The organism is Pseudoalteromonas sp. MelDa3 (genome assembly GCF_002863625.1).
GTDB classification, from domain to species: domain Bacteria; phylum Pseudomonadota; class Gammaproteobacteria; order Enterobacterales; family Alteromonadaceae; genus Pseudoalteromonas; species Pseudoalteromonas arctica.
On the sequence record NZ_PJBR01000099.1, the window covers coordinates 1 to 15406 of the forward strand.

Consider the following 15406-nt stretch of genomic DNA (forward strand, 5'->3'; position numbering starts at 1 on the left):
CCGAAAACAGATCAACCCTTTTTTTAAGAAAACTTGGAATAATGTGCTGTTCGCTGAGTATTTGAGCTAAACGCTCAAAAACACAACTAAACTACCATTATTAATAGGTTCATAGAGCTATTTGAAATGAAAGTTGTGGCAACTACTAACGGGTAGAGACACATTTCGATCATCGATGCGGAAAAAACAACCAATAGAGCAAGAGTCGTATTCCTATAATCATTTAAATTAATCAAAAGCTGAGAATTAAATTGATCAGCCTATGTTTAATAATAGTTTTACATATTTTAGGAGGAAGTTTACTTAGGCCGTAATGGTTAACTTTACTCTGAGGTTCTTAGTACCGGTATATTTATAAGAGTACGCACGTTATATCTTTTAATCAGCTGTATAAGTAGAAACTTCGTTAGGGATTGCTCTAATTGTAGCTCAATTCGCGGCGGTATTATTAATAGCTGTAAATCACAATATATAGTGGAAATGATCTTTAACTAGAATCTGATAGGCTATTTTGAATGAATGGTAAATAAAGAGTAATTAGGTAGAGCTATTAAAGCAGCTGTCAAAACAACTTATCAATTCAGAATCTATGAGTCATTGCCCATAATAGAAGGTAATTACTGGTTCATATAGTTTGACAAATTTTAGGCAAGAAAAAGCCGAGCATAGGCTCGGCTTTTAGGTTTCTTTAAGACTTACTCTGCAGACTGTGCGTCTTCTTGAACTGCTTCGCTAGTCGCTGGGCGACCAACTAGTTCAATATAAGCCATTGGTGCATTATCACCAGTACGGAAGCCACACTTAAGAATACGAGTGTAACCACCTGGACGATCCGCGTTACGTGGACCGATTTCACTGAATAATTTACCAACAACTTCATTATCACGCGTGCGAGCAAACGCTAAACGGCGATTTGCTACACTGTCAGTCTTAGCCAGTGTGATTAAAGGTTCAATTACACGACGTAACTCTTTCGCTTTAGGCAAAGTAGTTTTGATGATTTCATGTTTCACCAAAGAACCTGCCATATTGCTAAACATCGCTTTACGATGGCTACTGTTACGGTTTAATTGACGACCACTCTTACGATGGCGCATGACCCTATCCTTCTAACTAAACTAATATAGTGATTTAGATTATTCAGCTAAACTTGCAGGTGGCCAATTTTCTAGGCGCATGCCCAGAGAAAGTCCACGTGAAGCTAGCACGTCTTTAATTTCAGTTAGAGACTTCTTACCTAAATTAGGTGTTTTAAGAAGCTCAACTTCAGTGCGCTGAACTAAATCACCGATATATTGAATTTGCTCGGCTTTCAAACAATTTGCTGAGCGTACTGTTAATTCAAGGTCATCAACTGGACGAAGTAGAATAGGATCGAATTCTGGCTTCTCTTCTTTCTCTTCTGGCTCAGTTACATCACGTAAATCTACGAATGCATCTAATTGCTCAGCTAAGATAGTAGACGCACGGCGGATCGCTTCTTCTGGATCTAAAGTGCCGTTTGTTTCCATATCAATGATTAACTTGTCTAAATCTGTACGTTGCTCAACTCGAGCTGATTCAACCGAGTACGCAATACGTTCAACTGGGCTAAATGATGCATCAAGCAACAATCTACCAATTGGACGCTCATCGTCATCAGAGGATAAACGACTAGATGCCGGCACATAACCACGACCACGTTCAACACGAATACGCATGCTGATCTCGCTGTTATTTGTAGTTAAATTACAAATAACGTGATCTGGATTAGCAATTGTTACATCGCCATCGTGCTGAATATCAGCCGCAGTAACAGGGCCTACACCAGATTTAGTCAGGGTCAGAAAAACTTCATCTTTGCCTTCTAACGTTACTGCTAAACCTTTAAGGTTTAATAGTATTTCAATGATGTCTTCTTGAACGCCTTCTTTCGCGCTGTACTCATGTAATACACCGTCGATTTCAACTTCAGTTACTGCACATCCAGGCATAGATGAAAGTAATATACGGCGTAAAGCATTACCCAGAGTATGGCCAAAGCCACGCTCTAATGGTTCTAAAACTATTTTAGAACGCGTTGGGTTGATAGCGTCGATGTCGACTAACCTTGGTTTTAGAAATTCTGTAACAGAACCCTGCATTTTATCCTCTCTTAACTCTTAACTTTACTTAGAGTAAAGTTCGACGATTAGTTGTTCATTAATGTCCGCAGACAGGTCTGAACGCTCAGGTAGACGCTTAAAGCTGCCTTCCAATTTCTTACCGTCAACTTCAACCCAAGTCGGCTTTTCACGTTGCTCAGCCAACTCTAGAGCAGCGATGATACGTGCTTGTGTCTTAGACTTCTCACGGATTACAACAGTATCTTCTGGAGTAATTACGTATGAAGGAATGTTCACAACACGACCATTAACTAAAATCGCTTTATGGCTTACTAACTGACGTGCTTCTGCACGTGTGCTAGCAAAACCCATGCGATATACAACATTGTCTAAACGTTGCTCTAAAAGCTGTAACAAGTTTTCACCTGTATTACCTTTAAGGCGAGCAGCTTCTTTGTAGTAGTTACGGAATTGCTTTTCTAATACACCGTATATACGACGTACTTTTTGCTTTTCACGTAATTGTAAACCGTAATCAGATAAACGACCTTTACGGGCGCCGTGCTGACCAGGTGCAGTCTCAAGTTTACACTTAGAGTCGATAGCTCTTACGCCGCTCTTAAGGAACAGGTCAGTACCTTCACGACGACTCAGCTTGAGCTTAGGGCCCAAATATCTTGCCATGTTATTTCTCCTAACCTATTGTTAAACGCGACGTTTCTTCGGTGGACGACAACCATTATGTGGTATAGGCGTCACGTCAGTAATGTTGGTAATACGGTAACCAGCAGCATTCAAAGCACGTACAGCAGATTCACGACCTGGACCTGGACCTTTGATGAAAACTTCTAGATTTTTTAAACCGTATTCTTGAGCAGCAGTACCTGCACGCTCTGCAGCAACCTGAGCAGCAAATGGTGTAGATTTACGTGAACCACGGAAACCTGAACCACCGGCAGTAGCCCATGATAGTGCATTACCTTGACGGTCGGTAATCGTTACAATAGTGTTGTTGAAAGACGCATGAACATGAGCCATACCATCAGCAACTTGTTTTTTAACCTTTTTACGACGAATTGGTGTCTTAGCCATAATACTATCCCCTTATCGCTTAATAGGCTTACGAGGACCCTTGCGGGTGCGCGCGTTAGTCTTAGTTCTTTGACCACGTAGTGGTAAAGAGCGACGGTGACGTAGGCCACGATAACAACCAAGGTCCATAAGGCGCTTGATATTTAAAGTAACTTCACGACGAAGATCACCTTCAACAGTGTACTTGCCAACTGCATCACGCAGTACGTCAAGAATTTCGTCTGAAAGTTCACCGATTTTTGTGGTTTCGGCGATACCAGTCGCTACTAAGATAGCCTTAGAGCGAGTCTTACCTATGCCATAAATAGCTGTTAAACCAATAACTGCATGTTTATGATCAGGGACGTTAATGCCAGCAATACGGGCCACTAACACATCTCCTATATTCGAATTTGGTAATCATCTGTTTGAAAAGCCCGTAAGGATACTCAAACGAAGACCAAATTACTACTAAAAACACAGGCCGAGAAAACTCAGCCTGCACGCTGTTTACTTAACCTTGCCTTTGCTTATGCTTAGGCTCACTGCAAATTACGCGTACTACACCAGCACGTTTAATAACTTTACAGTTACGGCATATTTTCTTAACGGAAGCACGTACTTTCATTGCTCAACTCCGTAAACTGACCTTATCGACCGTAGCCTTTAAGGTTCGCTTTTTTCAGCACAGAATCATACTGATGAGACATCAGGTGAGTCTGTACTTGTGCCATAAAGTCCATGATCACTACAACGATAATCAAAACTGATGTACCGCCGAAGTAGAATGGCGTTTGCCACGCCATCGTCATGAATTCAGGCACCAGACAGATAAAGGTTATATACAAAGCACCTGCCAATGTCAGGCGTGTCATCACTTTATCAATGTATTTAGATGTCTGCTCACCTGGACGAATACCTGGGATAAATGCGCCAGATTTCTTAAGGTTATCTGCTGTTTCACGTGGGTTAAAAACCAACGCTGTGTAGAAAAAGCAGAAGAAGATAATAGCCGCAGCTAAAACAAGTGAGTACAACGGTTGACCTGGGGTCAGCGTAGTAGCAACAGCTTGTAATACATCAGCGACTGGACCTTCACCTTGGCCGAACCAGCTAGCAATTGTACCAGGGAACAGAATTATACTGCTAGCGAAGATTGGTGGAATAACACCCGCCATATTTACTTTTAGTGGTAAATGCGTGCTTTGAGCAGCAAATACTTGACGACCTTGTTGGCGTTTAGCGTAGTTAACAACAATACGACGTTGTCCACGTTCGAAAAACACTACAAGATAAGTAACAGCGAATACGATTACCGCAACCATCAACAGTACAAAAACATTCAAATCACCTTGGCGCGCCATTTCGACTGTCGAACCAATAGCAGACGGCAAGTTAGCTACAATACCAACAAATATTAGAACAGAGATACCGTTACCGATACCACGCTCTGTTATTTGTTCACCCAACCACATAAGGAACATAGTACCAGTTACTAAACTCACCACTGCGGTGAAATAGAAACCCATACCAGGGTTAACAACTAACCCCTCCATCATGCCCGGTAAGCTAGAAGCAATACCGATTGATTGAATAGTAGCTAGCACAAGCGTGCCATAGCGTGTGTACTGGCTAATTTTTTTACGCCCTTGCTCACCTTCTTTCTTAAGCTCTATAAACGGAGGATACATATGCGTTAATAGTTGCGTAATAATCGAAGCCGAGATATACGGCATAATACCCAGTGCTAACACTGAAGCTCGCTCAAGTGCACCACCACTGAACATGTTGAACATCTCAACAATGGTGCCCTTTTGTTGCTCGAAGAAATCGGCAAGTACAGCGGCGTCAATCCCAGGGATCGGCACAAATGAACCTAGACGGTAAATTATGATAGCACCCAATACGAAGAGTAATCGGCGCTTCAATTCCGAAAGTCCACCTTGTGCACTTTTTGTATCTTGACCTGGTTTAGCCATTAGTACTTCCTTAGTCTTCTACCTTGCCTCCGGCAGCTTCAATAGCTTCGCGAGCACCTTTAGAGGCTTTAAGGCCTTTAACGGTAACAGCGCGTGAAACTTCGCCAGATTTAACAACTTTAACGAAAAGAACGTTCTTTTTAACTAGACCAGCTGCTTGTAACGCGCTTAGGTCTACCACATCGCCTTCTACTTTAGCGATTTCAAAAAGGTTTATTTCTGCAGATACTAAAGATTTGCGAGAAGTAAAACCAAATTTAGGTAGACGACGTTGCATAGGCATTTGACCGCCTTCAAAACCAACGCGTACTTTGCCGCCAGAACGTGATTTTTGACCTTTGTGACCACGGCCGCCAGTCTTACCTAGACCAGAACCGATACCACGACCAACACGTTTTGGAGCAGTTTTTGAACCTGCAGCAGGTGAAAGTGTATTCAAATGCATCGAATTAACCCTCTACCTTAACCATGTAAGAAACCTTGTTTATCATACCACGTACACATGCTGTGTCTTCTAACTCAACAGTGTGGTTGATACGACGTAAACCAAGACCGCGTAATGTAGCTTTATGTTTCGGTAAACGACCGATAGAGCTTTTTACTTGTGTTACTTTTACAGTTTGATTTGCCATGGTTACCCCAGTATTTCGTCTACGCGAAGGCCACGTTTAGCAGCGATTGACTGTGGAGAATTCATATTCTCAAGAGCCGAAATCGTTGCACGTACCACGTTGATCGGGTTAGTAGAACCGTAACATTTAGAAAGTACGTTCTGCACACCAGTAACTTCTAGTACTGCACGCATAGCACCACCTGCAATGATACCAGTACCTTCAGATGCTGGTTTCATGAACACTAGTGAGCCAGCATGACGTCCCTTAACAGGATGCTGTAATGTGTTGCCATTTAGGTCTACGTTGATCATGTTACGACGTGCTTTTTCCATTGCTTTTTGAATAGCAGCTGGAACTTCACGTGCTTTACCATAACCGAAACCTACTTTACCTGCGCCATCACCAACTACAGTTAGTGCAGTAAAGCTAAAGATACGACCACCTTTAACTACTTTAGACACACGGTTCACCGCGATTAGCTTTTCAGCTAGATCAGGCTGTTGTTGCTTTGCTTCTACGTTAGCCATAGTCTACTCCTAGAATTGCAAACCGGCTTCACGCGCAGCATCAGCTAGCGCCTTCACACGGCCGTGATATTTAAAGCCACTGCGATCAAAAGCAATCTTTTCGATGCCTTTGTCAGCCGCACGTTCAGCAACCGCTTTGCCAACTGCTTGCGCAGCTTCAACGTTACCGGTGCCTTTAACTGTTTCGCTAATAGCCTTTTCAACAGTAGAAGCAGCAGCCAGTACATTACCCTCAGCATTTACTACTTGAGCGTATATGTGACGTGGCGTGCGGTGGATAACAAGACGCGTTGTGCCTTGTTCAATATAATTTCTACGAGTGCGTTTAGCACGACGTAGACGAGCTGTTTTTTTATCCATCGTCTTACCTTACTTCTTCTTAGCCTCTTTACGGCGTACATTCTCATCTGAATAACGAACACCCTTACCTTTATAAGGCTCAGGTTTACGGTATGCACGAATGTTAGCAGCTGTTTGACCAACTAACTGCTTATCTACGCCCTTAACTAGAACTTCTGTTTGGCTTGGAGTTTCAATCGTAATTCCTTCAGGAACTGCGAAATTAACTGGGTGTGAGAAGCCAAGAGTTAAATCTAATGTTTTACCCTTAGCTGCAGCACGGTAACCCACGCCTACTAACTGAAGTTTCTTCTCGTAACCTTCATGCGTACCAACAACCATGTTGTTGATTAGAGCGCGAGCAGTACCTGCTTGAGCCCATGCATTAGCTACGCCATCACGAGGTAAAGTAGTAATAACGTTGTCATTAACTTGTACTTCAACAGCGTTGTTGATAGTACGAGTAAGTTCACCGTTTTTGCCTTTAACTGTGATTTCCTGGCCTTTTAATGTAACTTCTACACCGGCAGGAACAGTAATTGGTGCCTTTGCTATGCGAGACATAGTTCCCCTCCGATTAAGCTACAAAACCAATGATTTCACCACCAACACCAGCACTACGTGCTGTGCGGTCTGTCATTAGGCCTTTAGAAGTTGATACGATAGCGATACCAAGACCACCCATTACCTTAGGTAATTGGTCACGTTTCTTATAGATACGTAGACCAGGGCGACTTACACGCTGGATATTTTCAATTACAGCTTTGCCTTCGAAGTACTTCAACTCGATAGAAAGCTCAGGTTTAGTTTCACCGTTAACGGCGAAATCTACGATATAACCTTCGTCTTTTAGTACTTTAGCTAATGCTACTTTCAGCTTTGAAGTTGGCATCGTTACAGATACTTTCTTCGCTGATTGACCGTTACGAATTCGTGTAAACAAATCCGCGATAGGATCTTGCAAGCTCATAGTCTTACTCCCATGATTCTATTACCAGCTAGCCTTTTTAAGGCCAGGAATTTCACCGCGCATAGCTGCTTCGCGAACTTTAATACGGCTCATGCCGAATTTGCGAAGGAAACCATGTGGGCGGCCCGTAATGTTACAACGATTACGTTGACGTGCAGGGCTAGAATCACGAGGTAAAGCTTGTAGCTTAAGTACCGCGTCCCAACGATCATCTTCAGATGTATTAACATCACTGATGATAGCTTTTAGTGCCGCGCGCTTTTCAGCGAACTGAGCAACTAGTTTTGTGCGCTTTGCTTCGCGCGCTTTCATAGAATTCTTTGCCATAACCCTACCCTTATTTCTTAAATGGGAAGTTAAACGCTTCTAACAACGCACGGCCTTCCTCATCAGATTTCGCAGAAGTAGTGATAGTAATATCCATACCGCGTACACGGTCTACTTTATCGTAATCGATTTCTGGGAAGATGATTTGTTCACGTACGCCCATGCTGTAGTTGCCACGTCCATCAAAAGACTTAGCACTTACGCCACGGAAGTCACGAATACGTGGGATAGCGATTGATACCAAACGCTCAAAAAAGTCCCACATACGCTCGCCGCGTAGGGTTACTTTACAACCAATCGGGTAACCTTCACGCACTTTGAAGCCAGCAACAGATTTGCGTGCTTTAGTGATTAGAGGTTTCTGACCAGAGATTGCTGCTAGATCCGCTACTGCGTTATCTAAAATCTTCTTGTCAGCTAGGGCTTCGCCCACGCCCATATTCAATGTGATCTTTTCGATCTGAGGGACTTGCATGACAGAGCTGAAACCAAACTTCTCTTGAAGTTCCGCAACTACTTTGTCTTTATATACTTCATGCAGTTTCGCCATCATTCTACTCCAACTATTAGATAGTTTTACCAGTAGATTTAAAGATACGTAATTTCTTACCATCTTCAATCTTGAAACCTACACGATCAGCTTTACTCGTTTCCGAGTTGAAGATCGCAACGTTTGATGCATCCATAGATGCTTCTTTCTCAACAATGCCGCCAGCTTGGTTCAATTGTGGAACCGGCTTTTGGTGTTTCTTGATCAAGTTTATGCCTTCGACAAAGATTCGACCAGATTCAGTAACAACTGAAAGCACTTTTCCGCGCTTACCTTTGTCTTTACCTGCTAGTACGATTACTTCGTCATCACGACGTATTTTTGCTGCCATGATTGGCTCCTTACAGTACTTCTGGGGCTAGTGAAACGATTTTCATGAACTTATCATTACGAAGTTCGCGAGTCACAGGGCCGAAAATACGTGTACCAATTGGCTGCAAGTTATCATTTAAGATAACAGCCGCGTTGCTGTCAAAACGGATCAGAGAACCATCTGGACGGCGAACACCTTTTCTGGTACGCACAACTACCGCGTTTTTAACATCACCTTTCTTCACTTTACCGCGAGGAATAGCTTCTTTTACAGAAACTTTAATGATGTCGCCAATCGCTGCGTAGCGACGGTGTGAACCACCAAGGACTTTTATACACTGCACTTTGCGAGCGCCGCTGTTATCAGCAACTTCCAGCTGAGTTTGCATTTGGATCATGTTAATGACCTCCGGTGTAGTAATTACAACGTGTCTAAAATTCGTTTAAAAATCAGACATTTCGATTAAATCCCAATCAAAAAACAAACGAGTTGTCTCTTAAGGGCGGGCAATTGTACCAGCATTGAGAGGGTAGTGATAGGTTATTTTTTAATTAATTTAGAGCGTATGGTTATTAAAGTTGAGTAATTACGGCTATGTAGCTATTTTACAGGTGGTTACAAAACAAACAAGGCACTATATAAGTACCTTGTTTGTTTTAACTATAGATGATTAACCGAATAAACCTTTTAATTTATCTTTAATCTTATCCTTTGCTTTGTCTTTGGCTTTTTCTTTTGCCTCATCAACCTTCTGCTTAGCTTCATCTTTAAGCGCATTACCCACGTCAAGCTTTATACCAACATCGTGGAAAGGCCCTTTTATACGTAGTGGTATTTTAAAACCAGTGCTGTCATCAGTGGTTCCCTGTCCTTCGATTGATCCAACTATGCCTGTAACCAAACGGTAATTAACTGTTGTTTGTGGTAAATCAACATCGCCTTCACCTGATATTCTAACGAGTGGACTAATAAGTGATAAATCAGTATTTTTACCAACACCATTAGTAAAGTTAAAACTTCCAGTTAGTGCAGAGAAATCTGTTTGCTCTGATTCTTCAAACCCAGTATCCAGCCCTTCAGACGCAGCACCAAAGTTTCCTGAAATGAGTTCCTTACCTTTACGAACCATCTCAGCTATATTCGCACCTTTTACGGCTCCATCAGCAAACTCAAATCCAAGTTTTCCGTTAAGCGCACCAATAAACGACTTTTGACTTTGGCCAGTTGTGTTTAGGTTCCAATTTAAAGACCCCTTACCCATTAGCTTGTCAAAACCTGCCGCATCAGTTAATAAAGGCTGTGCATCTATACCAGCTAAGTCAAAGTTAGTTGATATTTTATAAGGCACTTGTTGTGCGTTTACATTGATAACGCCTTTACCTGACCCTTCATAAGCAGAAAAGCTATCTAGGCTTAGTTTTGCAACGCTATTTTTTAAAGCAACAGTAAATTGATTGGCGCCCAACTTAATATCGTTAGCTTTTAATCCACTTGAACGAATAACTACATTCGCATCTAGTGAATTTAACGCACTTAGATCAATTTTAGTGTCATCCCATACTATTGGCTCTGCAGGTTTATCATTTTGCTCTACTGGCTCTTCTTGTTTTGCTACTGCTTCAGGTAGGTACGGGTTTAAATCAAGCATACCTAAATCAATATCAGCATTTACAGCTAAACGCTTACCTAGGTTAAGCTCGCTCTTACCTTTTATTTCCAATGCGTCTAACGTCGCAACTAAATCTTCTAAATTAAATTTCTCACCTGCTAGGTGCATTTTACCGTTTACACTAAATGCGTTAAAAGCATTGTCTTTAGCGTCGAACTCTACACCTTGCCATTTTGCAATACTTTTAACAGACTCACCGCTTAGTGATAACTGACCTTTAATATCTTGTCCTTGCCCAGCGATGCTCCCTTCGAACGTTAGATCAACTAAACGAGAATCTAAGGTTTGTTTAACATTAAAAGTAGCACCTTCAATTGCTTTAGCAGGAGTATCTAATTTTATATCAAGCTCAAAACGCTCCTGCATATAAGTAATACCCCCTTTTACTTCTAATGTTTTACGAAGTGATGGAAGTAAAATAGCGAGTTCTAAATCACTAATTTGTTGCTTAGCACCTGTTAGACCATCTAGATAAGTAAATGTGCCGCCATAAATAGCAACCTCACCTAACTCAATATCAAAGTTATCTGGAAGCTTTATCGCTTCACCTGATTGGCTTTGCTCTTTAGGTTGCTCTGCAACTGCATCAAACAACTGCCAATTAGCTTTACCATTTTTGTCAATTTCTAATAGGATATTTGGTTCGTTTATCACAAACTTATCTAATTTAAACTCACCACCAAATAATGAAAACCAAGGTATGTGTACAGCAAGCTGTTTCATACTCGCCATATCGGCGCGCGAACCTGATTCCATATTTGCAAAATGCACGTCGTTAAGTTCTAACTTTAATGCAGGGAATACGCTAAGTGTTTTATCACCTTTAATAGTAAGAGTGCGCCCAGTTGTTTGTTCTACCTGCTGCGACACTTTATTAAAAATAGTATCAGTAGGAATTAAAAACGGTGCGGCAACAATTAGTGCTATACATAGTAAAAGTATTACACCTACAATTTTAAGTAAGGTTTTCATGATCGTCCTTTCAAACGTGCAAATAATGTTCTTATCATAGCGAGTGTTAGCCTTAAAATCATTGTAGTTGATGTAAAAAAGCCACTAAAACTACTTTACCTGTTCTATATGAATCTTTCCTGAAACATTTTGATACCTTTAGGTTACAAATAAGTATTGACCCGGTGATACCCCAAGGTTATATTGATACCCAGAGGTTACAAAAATAAAATACTATTACAGGATGAATACTATGAAACAACAGGATATTAAAACTGAAGAACAATTTATGGGTCAAAACATATGGATTAGTTTAAGCGCAGGGATAGTTTGTTTACTTCTCTGTGTTTACTCACTAATAAACAAGATCAACATATTGGAGGGCTTTTAACTGTTGGAATGGGCGTTTTTTTTTATATAGTTATAGTGATTATTTATCTCATTAAAGGGGGTTTTCCGTTAAAAATGTATTTTCAATACGCTTATAAAGATGAGTTTCTAAACACCATTGACACTAATGCATATAAACATACAAGTTTTGCATTTGGGTTTTGCCTTCTTGGTGTTTTTTATATAAGCGATGAAATACCTACCGAATTTTCGCATGCAACTATGGCAATATTCTACCTAGGTATCATGCTCTTGGTATATGGCGCTTCATTGCTTTGGCAAAATCGTGATTAGGAGAGGAAATGCAAAATAACATAGCAAAGTATCGAAAAGAGGCTGGGCTTTCACAGCAAGAACTTGCTGATGCTATTAACGTGTCGCGCAAAACAATAAGTACCGTAGAAACAAACCGGTTTACGCCGTCGGTAATAATTGCTCTAAAAATAGCAAAGCATTTTAATACCTCAGTTGAAAGCCTATTTGTACTGGATGAAAATGATTGATACATGTCAAAGCATTAGTCTCATTTTATTAGCAAAAATACTGATTTAGTCACTTCAATTACAACGTATGGAGGACAGCGCTGTTGTTATTAGCGTAATTGCGCTAAAATAGACCAGCAAAAAAATATATATCTAAACCGGAGATTCTACAAGGCATGAAAAAACTGCTAATTTCACCGTCAAAAATGACGCTAGGCGAACAAGAAAATCAAATCTATCAGAACATTCTGAAGCAATCTTCAGAGTTAAGCCTTAACCTTATGGCCGTGAAAGTAGAAAACCACCCTGATGATTTTTTACCTTGGTGTTACGAATTGCTAAGTGCAAGCAGAGATCGTATGAACTACGATTTACTAGAGCCACAGCAGTTACCAGTACTTAAGAAGCTACACGATCAGCTTATTTCAGCTATCAGCTTTTTACAGGTTAAAACTTTACGTATTGCTCCGTGGCCTGTTGTAAGTGTATTTGTAGAACAACACAAAGATGTTATTGCACTTGATGAACAGCTTCGTTTGGTAGACTACATTAAAAGCATTCGTGAACAATCTCTTAAAGATATGATTCCTGAAGACTTACTTGCGTTTAGCGGTAAGCACATGGCATCACTTGATCCAAGCACATACAACTTTGACGTTGAATGGTTTGCATCTACAAAGAGTGCAAAGAGCTTCCATCAAATGCTTGGTGATTTACCAGGTGCTTTTGACGATGCACTAGTGAATATTCCACTTGAAGGTGATATTACTCAATACGAATATCAACAATTTGTTGCTGCTTATTCAAAAATATTCACCGACAACAACGAAAAACCAACACTTGCGCCTGCAACACGACTGCTTGCAATGCGTCGCCCTGATTTATTTACTCCGATTACAAATAATCGATTAGATGCATTATGTGGTGCCCTTGGTGTTTCTAAACTTAAAAATAGTGATTTTGAGCGTTACTGGCAAGATATCGTCAAAGGTATTCAAGCTATGTCATGGTACAAAATGGCTAAACCTAGTAACGAGTTAGAAGAACAATTGGTTGCTATTAAAGCATTAATTCCATGTTTCTTTCACTACGCTGATGCTAAAACACCAGATAACTCTAACTACATTAAACTGCTAACCAAGCCTAAACGTACTACAACTACAACCGGTAAAACTCAGCGTAGAGGTAAAGAGTCTGCAGAAATTCTAGTAGACCGTGCTCTTGCTGCTGACGATATTCCTGAACACATTCGCAGTAAACGTGATTCAATTGTGAGTGAAGTACAAAAAGGTCGCAGCGTAAACGAAACAATTAGCCTTATGCGCACTATATTCGGTTAAAATATTCTAATTTAGCCGTACTTTTATGGTGCGGCTAGGTTAATTTATGCACCAGCAATGTGCGCAACATCTTCCTTCATGTTATATCCCCATCCTATTCATAAAATTCAAGCTCATGTTTTTAATAAATAAAAAATAATTTTTAATAAAAAATAATGAAGCTGGCACATACAGTGCAATTATCCCGTTAGTTAAACAATAAAAAGCCGTCAGCCTAAAGGTTCCGAATACATAATAAAAACCTTGGCGAGCAAAAATCATATAACGGGAAATGGACATGCTAAAACTAAAAAAAACCATCGCTATAAGTGCTATAGCATTAATGGGCGCAACATCTTTAACGTCAACAGCCGTACATGCTGAAGTAACAGCAAACGCAGCGGCAACATCAAACTACTTATGGCGTGGTCAAGAGCAAACTGGGGGCGATGCAGCTATTTCAGGCGGTATTGATTACGCCAATGAATCGGGCTTTTATGCAGGTACTTGGGCTTCAAATGCATCGTGGGCAGATGAAATGACCTATGAGCTTGATTTATACGCAGGCTTTGGTGGCGACATTAACGAAAGCGTTAGCTACGATGTTGGCTATATTTATTACGCTTACCCAGATGCCGCTTCTGAGGCTGACGCAGATTTCTCTGAAATTTACGGTAGCATCAGTGTTGAAGGCTTTACATTTGGTGCTTCAGTACTTGCAACATCAGCTGCAAGTGGTGATGGTACAGACTTTGGTGATTCACTTTACCTGACAGCTGATTACGGTTTTGCTGTTGGCAGTAACGGCACTGAAATGGCACTTCACTTAGGCCACTACTCTGGTGACTTTATTGGCGATGATAATATCTTAGATTACGGTGTATCAATTTCGAAAGATGGTTTCACTTTTGGTTTATCTGATACAGATATGGATGATTCAGATATTAAAGCTTACGTTGCTTATTCTGTAGACTTTAATTTATAAGAAAGAATGTGTTACTTGCTGCGACACGAAGGGCCTTTTGGCCCTTTTCTCGTTTTATAGCTGTTTTGCTTTAAAGGGTACCTTATTACATTGTACTTCGACTGTTTTAGGGTACCAAGCTGGGCCGATTTGATTCACAACCACCTCAGCTAAACCATTAGTAAACGATTTATACGTATGAACGCTTTGCCACTCCCCTTGTGGGCAATGTGTTGTTAAATCTAACGGCTCTGATCCCTCGTACAACGCAAGTGCAAAATTATGATGCCACTGTGAGCTTTTTAGCGTTTTATTGCTTACTTTGCTCTGCAGACCGTTATCAAAGTAAATATTTGTACACCCCGTTAAAATAATCAGTGTGCAACCGGCTGCAAATAGCTTGATGCTCATAATGTCTCCCCTAGTATTTGCTCTTGGCACCACACTTTAATGGTATGGGGCGAGTATATTCCAAGCGTAATTAAACTCAGCGCTCCATCACTAAACGTTTGTTGTGACTGCATTTGAATAACCGGTGTATTTGAACATATTTTTTTTACGTCTACCCGCTGCTCACCCACTAATCCCCATAAATAAAATGGGCGGCTATCTTCGAAATTAGCTTGGCTCGTTATTTTTGCTGTTGCCTGTGGCTGAATGGTTACCGCAGAGCAAGCACTGAGGCTTAATGCTATCGCCCCTATAATTAATGGTTTCATACTCTTCCTTATAAACTAAATACCAGTAAAGTAACTTTATAAGAGAACATAAAATATTAGCGTAAAAAGCTGTGGGGAATATGTAGAATCGCTATGAAATTTTATACAGTTTATTACACATAAAGGCCGCATAAAGGC

General features: G+C 40.8%; 24 protein-coding genes. 4 read left to right on the plus strand and 20 right to left on the minus strand.

Annotation, left to right across the window (positions count from 1 at the left end; genetic code table 11):
• Positions 1 to 695: 695 nt before the first annotated feature.
• The 18 genes from rplQ to CXF89_RS15920 form a co-directional block, all read right to left on the minus strand.
• Positions 696 to 1097 (minus strand): 50S ribosomal protein L17, encoded by a 402-nt coding sequence (rplQ, locus tag CXF89_RS15835; protein ID WP_002959450.1) that lies wholly within the window; start codon positions 1095 to 1097, stop codon positions 696 to 698.
• A gap of 39 nt (positions 1098 to 1136) precedes the next feature.
• Positions 1137 to 2123 carry a DNA-directed RNA polymerase subunit alpha gene (locus CXF89_RS15840; RefSeq protein ID WP_002959452.1) on the minus strand — a complete coding sequence of 329 codons (987 nt, stop codon included), beginning with the start codon at positions 2121 to 2123 and terminating at the stop codon, positions 1137 to 1139.
• 24 nt (positions 2124 to 2147) lie between these two features.
• Positions 2148 to 2768: a 30S ribosomal protein S4 gene (rpsD, locus tag CXF89_RS15845; protein ID WP_002959461.1), complete on the minus strand. Its 621-nt coding sequence runs from the start codon at positions 2766 to 2768 to the stop codon at positions 2148 to 2150.
• Between the two features lie 21 nt (positions 2769 to 2789).
• Positions 2790 to 3176 carry a 30S ribosomal protein S11 gene (rpsK, locus tag CXF89_RS15850; protein ID WP_002959471.1) on the minus strand — a complete coding sequence of 129 codons (387 nt, stop codon included), beginning with the start codon at positions 3174 to 3176 and terminating at the stop codon, positions 2790 to 2792.
• Between the two features lie 12 nt (positions 3177 to 3188).
• Complete coding sequence (gene rpsM, locus CXF89_RS15855) at positions 3189 to 3545, minus strand: 30S ribosomal protein S13 (RefSeq protein WP_007584664.1); 357 nt, start codon at positions 3543 to 3545, stop codon at positions 3189 to 3191.
• Between the two features lie 124 nt (positions 3546 to 3669).
• On the minus strand, positions 3670 to 3783 hold the full coding sequence (gene rpmJ, locus CXF89_RS15860) for a 50S ribosomal protein L36 (protein WP_002959476.1): 114 nt from the start codon (positions 3781 to 3783) through the stop codon (positions 3670 to 3672).
• Between the two features lie 22 nt (positions 3784 to 3805).
• On the minus strand, positions 3806 to 5134 hold the full coding sequence (gene secY, locus CXF89_RS15865) for a preprotein translocase subunit SecY (RefSeq protein WP_007584663.1): 1329 nt from the start codon (positions 5132 to 5134) through the stop codon (positions 3806 to 3808).
• 10 nt (positions 5135 to 5144) lie between these two features.
• The gene (gene rplO / locus CXF89_RS15870) at positions 5145 to 5579 is read right to left on the minus strand and encodes a 50S ribosomal protein L15 (RefSeq protein ID WP_002959480.1); all 435 of its coding nucleotides are present in this window, start codon (positions 5577 to 5579) and stop codon (positions 5145 to 5147) included.
• Between the two features lie 4 nt (positions 5580 to 5583).
• Entirely contained in the window at positions 5584 to 5766 is a 183-nt protein-coding gene (gene rpmD, locus CXF89_RS15875; RefSeq protein WP_002959482.1) for a 50S ribosomal protein L30, read from the minus strand.
• A 2-nt stretch (positions 5767 to 5768) separates the two neighbouring features.
• Entirely contained in the window at positions 5769 to 6275 is a 507-nt protein-coding gene (gene rpsE, locus CXF89_RS15880) for a 30S ribosomal protein S5 (RefSeq protein WP_002959485.1), read from the minus strand.
• A gap of 9 nt (positions 6276 to 6284) precedes the next feature.
• Positions 6285 to 6635 (minus strand): 50S ribosomal protein L18, encoded by a 351-nt coding sequence (gene rplR / locus CXF89_RS15885; protein ID WP_002959486.1) that lies wholly within the window; start codon positions 6633 to 6635, stop codon positions 6285 to 6287.
• A gap of 9 nt (positions 6636 to 6644) precedes the next feature.
• Positions 6645 to 7178 (minus strand): 50S ribosomal protein L6, encoded by a 534-nt coding sequence (gene rplF / locus CXF89_RS15890; protein ID WP_002959488.1) that lies wholly within the window; start codon positions 7176 to 7178, stop codon positions 6645 to 6647.
• Positions 7179 to 7191: 13 nt separating this feature from the next.
• Positions 7192 to 7584: a 30S ribosomal protein S8 gene (gene rpsH, locus CXF89_RS15895; RefSeq protein ID WP_007584660.1), complete on the minus strand. Its 393-nt coding sequence runs from the start codon at positions 7582 to 7584 to the stop codon at positions 7192 to 7194.
• Between the two features lie 21 nt (positions 7585 to 7605).
• Complete coding sequence (gene rpsN, locus CXF89_RS15900) at positions 7606 to 7911, minus strand: 30S ribosomal protein S14 (RefSeq protein WP_010554914.1); 306 nt, start codon at positions 7909 to 7911, stop codon at positions 7606 to 7608.
• 10 nt (positions 7912 to 7921) lie between these two features.
• Entirely contained in the window at positions 7922 to 8461 is a 540-nt protein-coding gene (rplE, locus tag CXF89_RS15905; RefSeq protein WP_010554915.1) for a 50S ribosomal protein L5, read from the minus strand.
• Positions 8462 to 8477: 16 nt separating this feature from the next.
• The gene (rplX, locus tag CXF89_RS15910; RefSeq protein ID WP_002959496.1) at positions 8478 to 8792 is read right to left on the minus strand and encodes a 50S ribosomal protein L24; all 315 of its coding nucleotides are present in this window, start codon (positions 8790 to 8792) and stop codon (positions 8478 to 8480) included.
• Positions 8793 to 8802: 10 nt separating this feature from the next.
• Complete coding sequence (gene rplN / locus CXF89_RS15915; RefSeq protein ID WP_002959498.1) at positions 8803 to 9171, minus strand: 50S ribosomal protein L14; 369 nt, start codon at positions 9169 to 9171, stop codon at positions 8803 to 8805.
• Between the two features lie 273 nt (positions 9172 to 9444).
• Positions 9445 to 11415: an AsmA family protein gene (locus tag CXF89_RS15920; RefSeq protein ID WP_121955151.1), complete on the minus strand. Its 1971-nt coding sequence runs from the start codon at positions 11413 to 11415 to the stop codon at positions 9445 to 9447.
• A gap of 309 nt (positions 11416 to 11724) precedes the next feature.
• Here CXF89_RS15920 and CXF89_RS15925 point away from each other — a divergent pair, with 309 nt between their 5' ends.
• The 4 genes from CXF89_RS15925 (at position 11725) to CXF89_RS15945 (ending at position 14570) form a co-directional block, all read left to right on the plus strand.
• Positions 11725 to 12078, plus strand: coding sequence for a hypothetical protein (locus CXF89_RS15925; RefSeq protein ID WP_257983232.1), 354 nt, complete (start codon positions 11725 to 11727; stop codon positions 12076 to 12078).
• A gap of 8 nt (positions 12079 to 12086) precedes the next feature.
• Positions 12087 to 12287: a helix-turn-helix transcriptional regulator gene (locus CXF89_RS15930; RefSeq protein ID WP_024591361.1), complete on the plus strand. Its 201-nt coding sequence runs from the start codon at positions 12087 to 12089 to the stop codon at positions 12285 to 12287.
• Positions 12288 to 12442: 155 nt separating this feature from the next.
• Complete coding sequence (locus tag CXF89_RS15935) at positions 12443 to 13606, plus strand: hypothetical protein (protein ID WP_024591362.1); 1164 nt, start codon at positions 12443 to 12445, stop codon at positions 13604 to 13606.
• A gap of 277 nt (positions 13607 to 13883) precedes the next feature.
• Positions 13884 to 14570: a TorF family putative porin gene (locus CXF89_RS15945; protein ID WP_024591363.1), complete on the plus strand. Its 687-nt coding sequence runs from the start codon at positions 13884 to 13886 to the stop codon at positions 14568 to 14570.
• Between the two features lie 54 nt (positions 14571 to 14624).
• Here the strand turns inward: CXF89_RS15945 and CXF89_RS15950 are convergent, their stop codons facing one another.
• Entirely contained in the window at positions 14625 to 14960 is a 336-nt protein-coding gene (locus tag CXF89_RS15950; RefSeq protein WP_121955152.1) for a Bor/Iss family lipoprotein, read from the minus strand.
• Positions 14957 to 15268 carry a Bor family protein gene (locus CXF89_RS15955; protein ID WP_121955153.1) on the minus strand — a complete coding sequence of 104 codons (312 nt, stop codon included), beginning with the start codon at positions 15266 to 15268 and terminating at the stop codon, positions 14957 to 14959. Before CXF89_RS15955 ends, CXF89_RS15950 begins: the two co-directional genes overlap by 4 nt.
• Positions 15269 to 15406 lie beyond the last annotated feature (138 nt).

Bases quoted from the DNA above. Each gene is read 5' to 3' on its own strand.
- secY (WP_007584663.1), bottom strand. From the start codon at position 5,134: ATGGCTAAACCAGGTCAAGATACAAAAAGTGCACAAGGTGGACTTTCG.
- CXF89_RS15935 (WP_024591362.1), top strand. From the start codon at position 12,443: ATGAAAAAACTGCTAATTTCACCGTCAAAAATGACGCTAGGCGAACAA.
- rpsE (WP_002959485.1), bottom strand. From the start codon at position 6,275: ATGGCTAACGTAGAAGCAAAGCAACAACAGCCTGATCTAGCTGAAAAG.
- rplX (WP_002959496.1), bottom strand. From the start codon at position 8,792: ATGGCAGCAAAAATACGTCGTGATGACGAAGTAATCGTACTAGCAGGT.
- CXF89_RS15950 (WP_121955152.1), bottom strand. From the start codon at position 14,960: ATGAGCATCAAGCTATTTGCAGCCGGTTGCACACTGATTATTTTAACG.
- CXF89_RS15955 (WP_121955153.1), bottom strand. From the start codon at position 15,268: ATGAAACCATTAATTATAGGGGCGATAGCATTAAGCCTCAGTGCTTGC.
- rplO (WP_002959480.1), bottom strand. From the start codon at position 5,579: ATGCATTTGAATACACTTTCACCTGCTGCAGGTTCAAAAACTGCTCCA.
- CXF89_RS15920 (WP_121955151.1), bottom strand. From the start codon at position 11,415: ATGAAAACCTTACTTAAAATTGTAGGTGTAATACTTTTACTATGTATA.
- rplR (WP_002959486.1), bottom strand. From the start codon at position 6,635: ATGGATAAAAAAACAGCTCGTCTACGTCGTGCTAAACGCACTCGTAGA.
- rpsD (WP_002959461.1), bottom strand. From the start codon at position 2,768: ATGGCAAGATATTTGGGCCCTAAGCTCAAGCTGAGTCGTCGTGAAGGT.
- rplN (WP_002959498.1), bottom strand. From the start codon at position 9,171: ATGATCCAAATGCAAACTCAGCTGGAAGTTGCTGATAACAGCGGCGCT.
- rpsN (WP_010554914.1), bottom strand. From the start codon at position 7,911: ATGGCAAAGAATTCTATGAAAGCGCGCGAAGCAAAGCGCACAAAACTA.
- CXF89_RS15945 (WP_024591363.1), top strand. From the start codon at position 13,884: ATGCTAAAACTAAAAAAAACCATCGCTATAAGTGCTATAGCATTAATG.
- rplE (WP_010554915.1), bottom strand. From the start codon at position 8,461: ATGGCGAAACTGCATGAAGTATATAAAGACAAAGTAGTTGCGGAACTT.
- CXF89_RS15930 (WP_024591361.1), top strand. From the start codon at position 12,087: ATGCAAAATAACATAGCAAAGTATCGAAAAGAGGCTGGGCTTTCACAG.
- CXF89_RS15840 (WP_002959452.1), bottom strand. From the start codon at position 2,123: ATGCAGGGTTCTGTTACAGAATTTCTAAAACCAAGGTTAGTCGACATC.
- rplF (WP_002959488.1), bottom strand. From the start codon at position 7,178: ATGTCTCGCATAGCAAAGGCACCAATTACTGTTCCTGCCGGTGTAGAA.
- rpsH (WP_007584660.1), bottom strand. From the start codon at position 7,584: ATGAGCTTGCAAGATCCTATCGCGGATTTGTTTACACGAATTCGTAAC.
- rplQ (WP_002959450.1), bottom strand. From the start codon at position 1,097: ATGCGCCATCGTAAGAGTGGTCGTCAATTAAACCGTAACAGTAGCCAT.
- rpsK (WP_002959471.1), bottom strand. From the start codon at position 3,176: ATGGCTAAGACACCAATTCGTCGTAAAAAGGTTAAAAAACAAGTTGCT.
- rpmJ (WP_002959476.1), bottom strand. From the start codon at position 3,783: ATGAAAGTACGTGCTTCCGTTAAGAAAATATGCCGTAACTGTAAAGTT.
- rpmD (WP_002959482.1), bottom strand. From the start codon at position 5,766: ATGGCAAATCAAACTGTAAAAGTAACACAAGTAAAAAGCTCTATCGGT.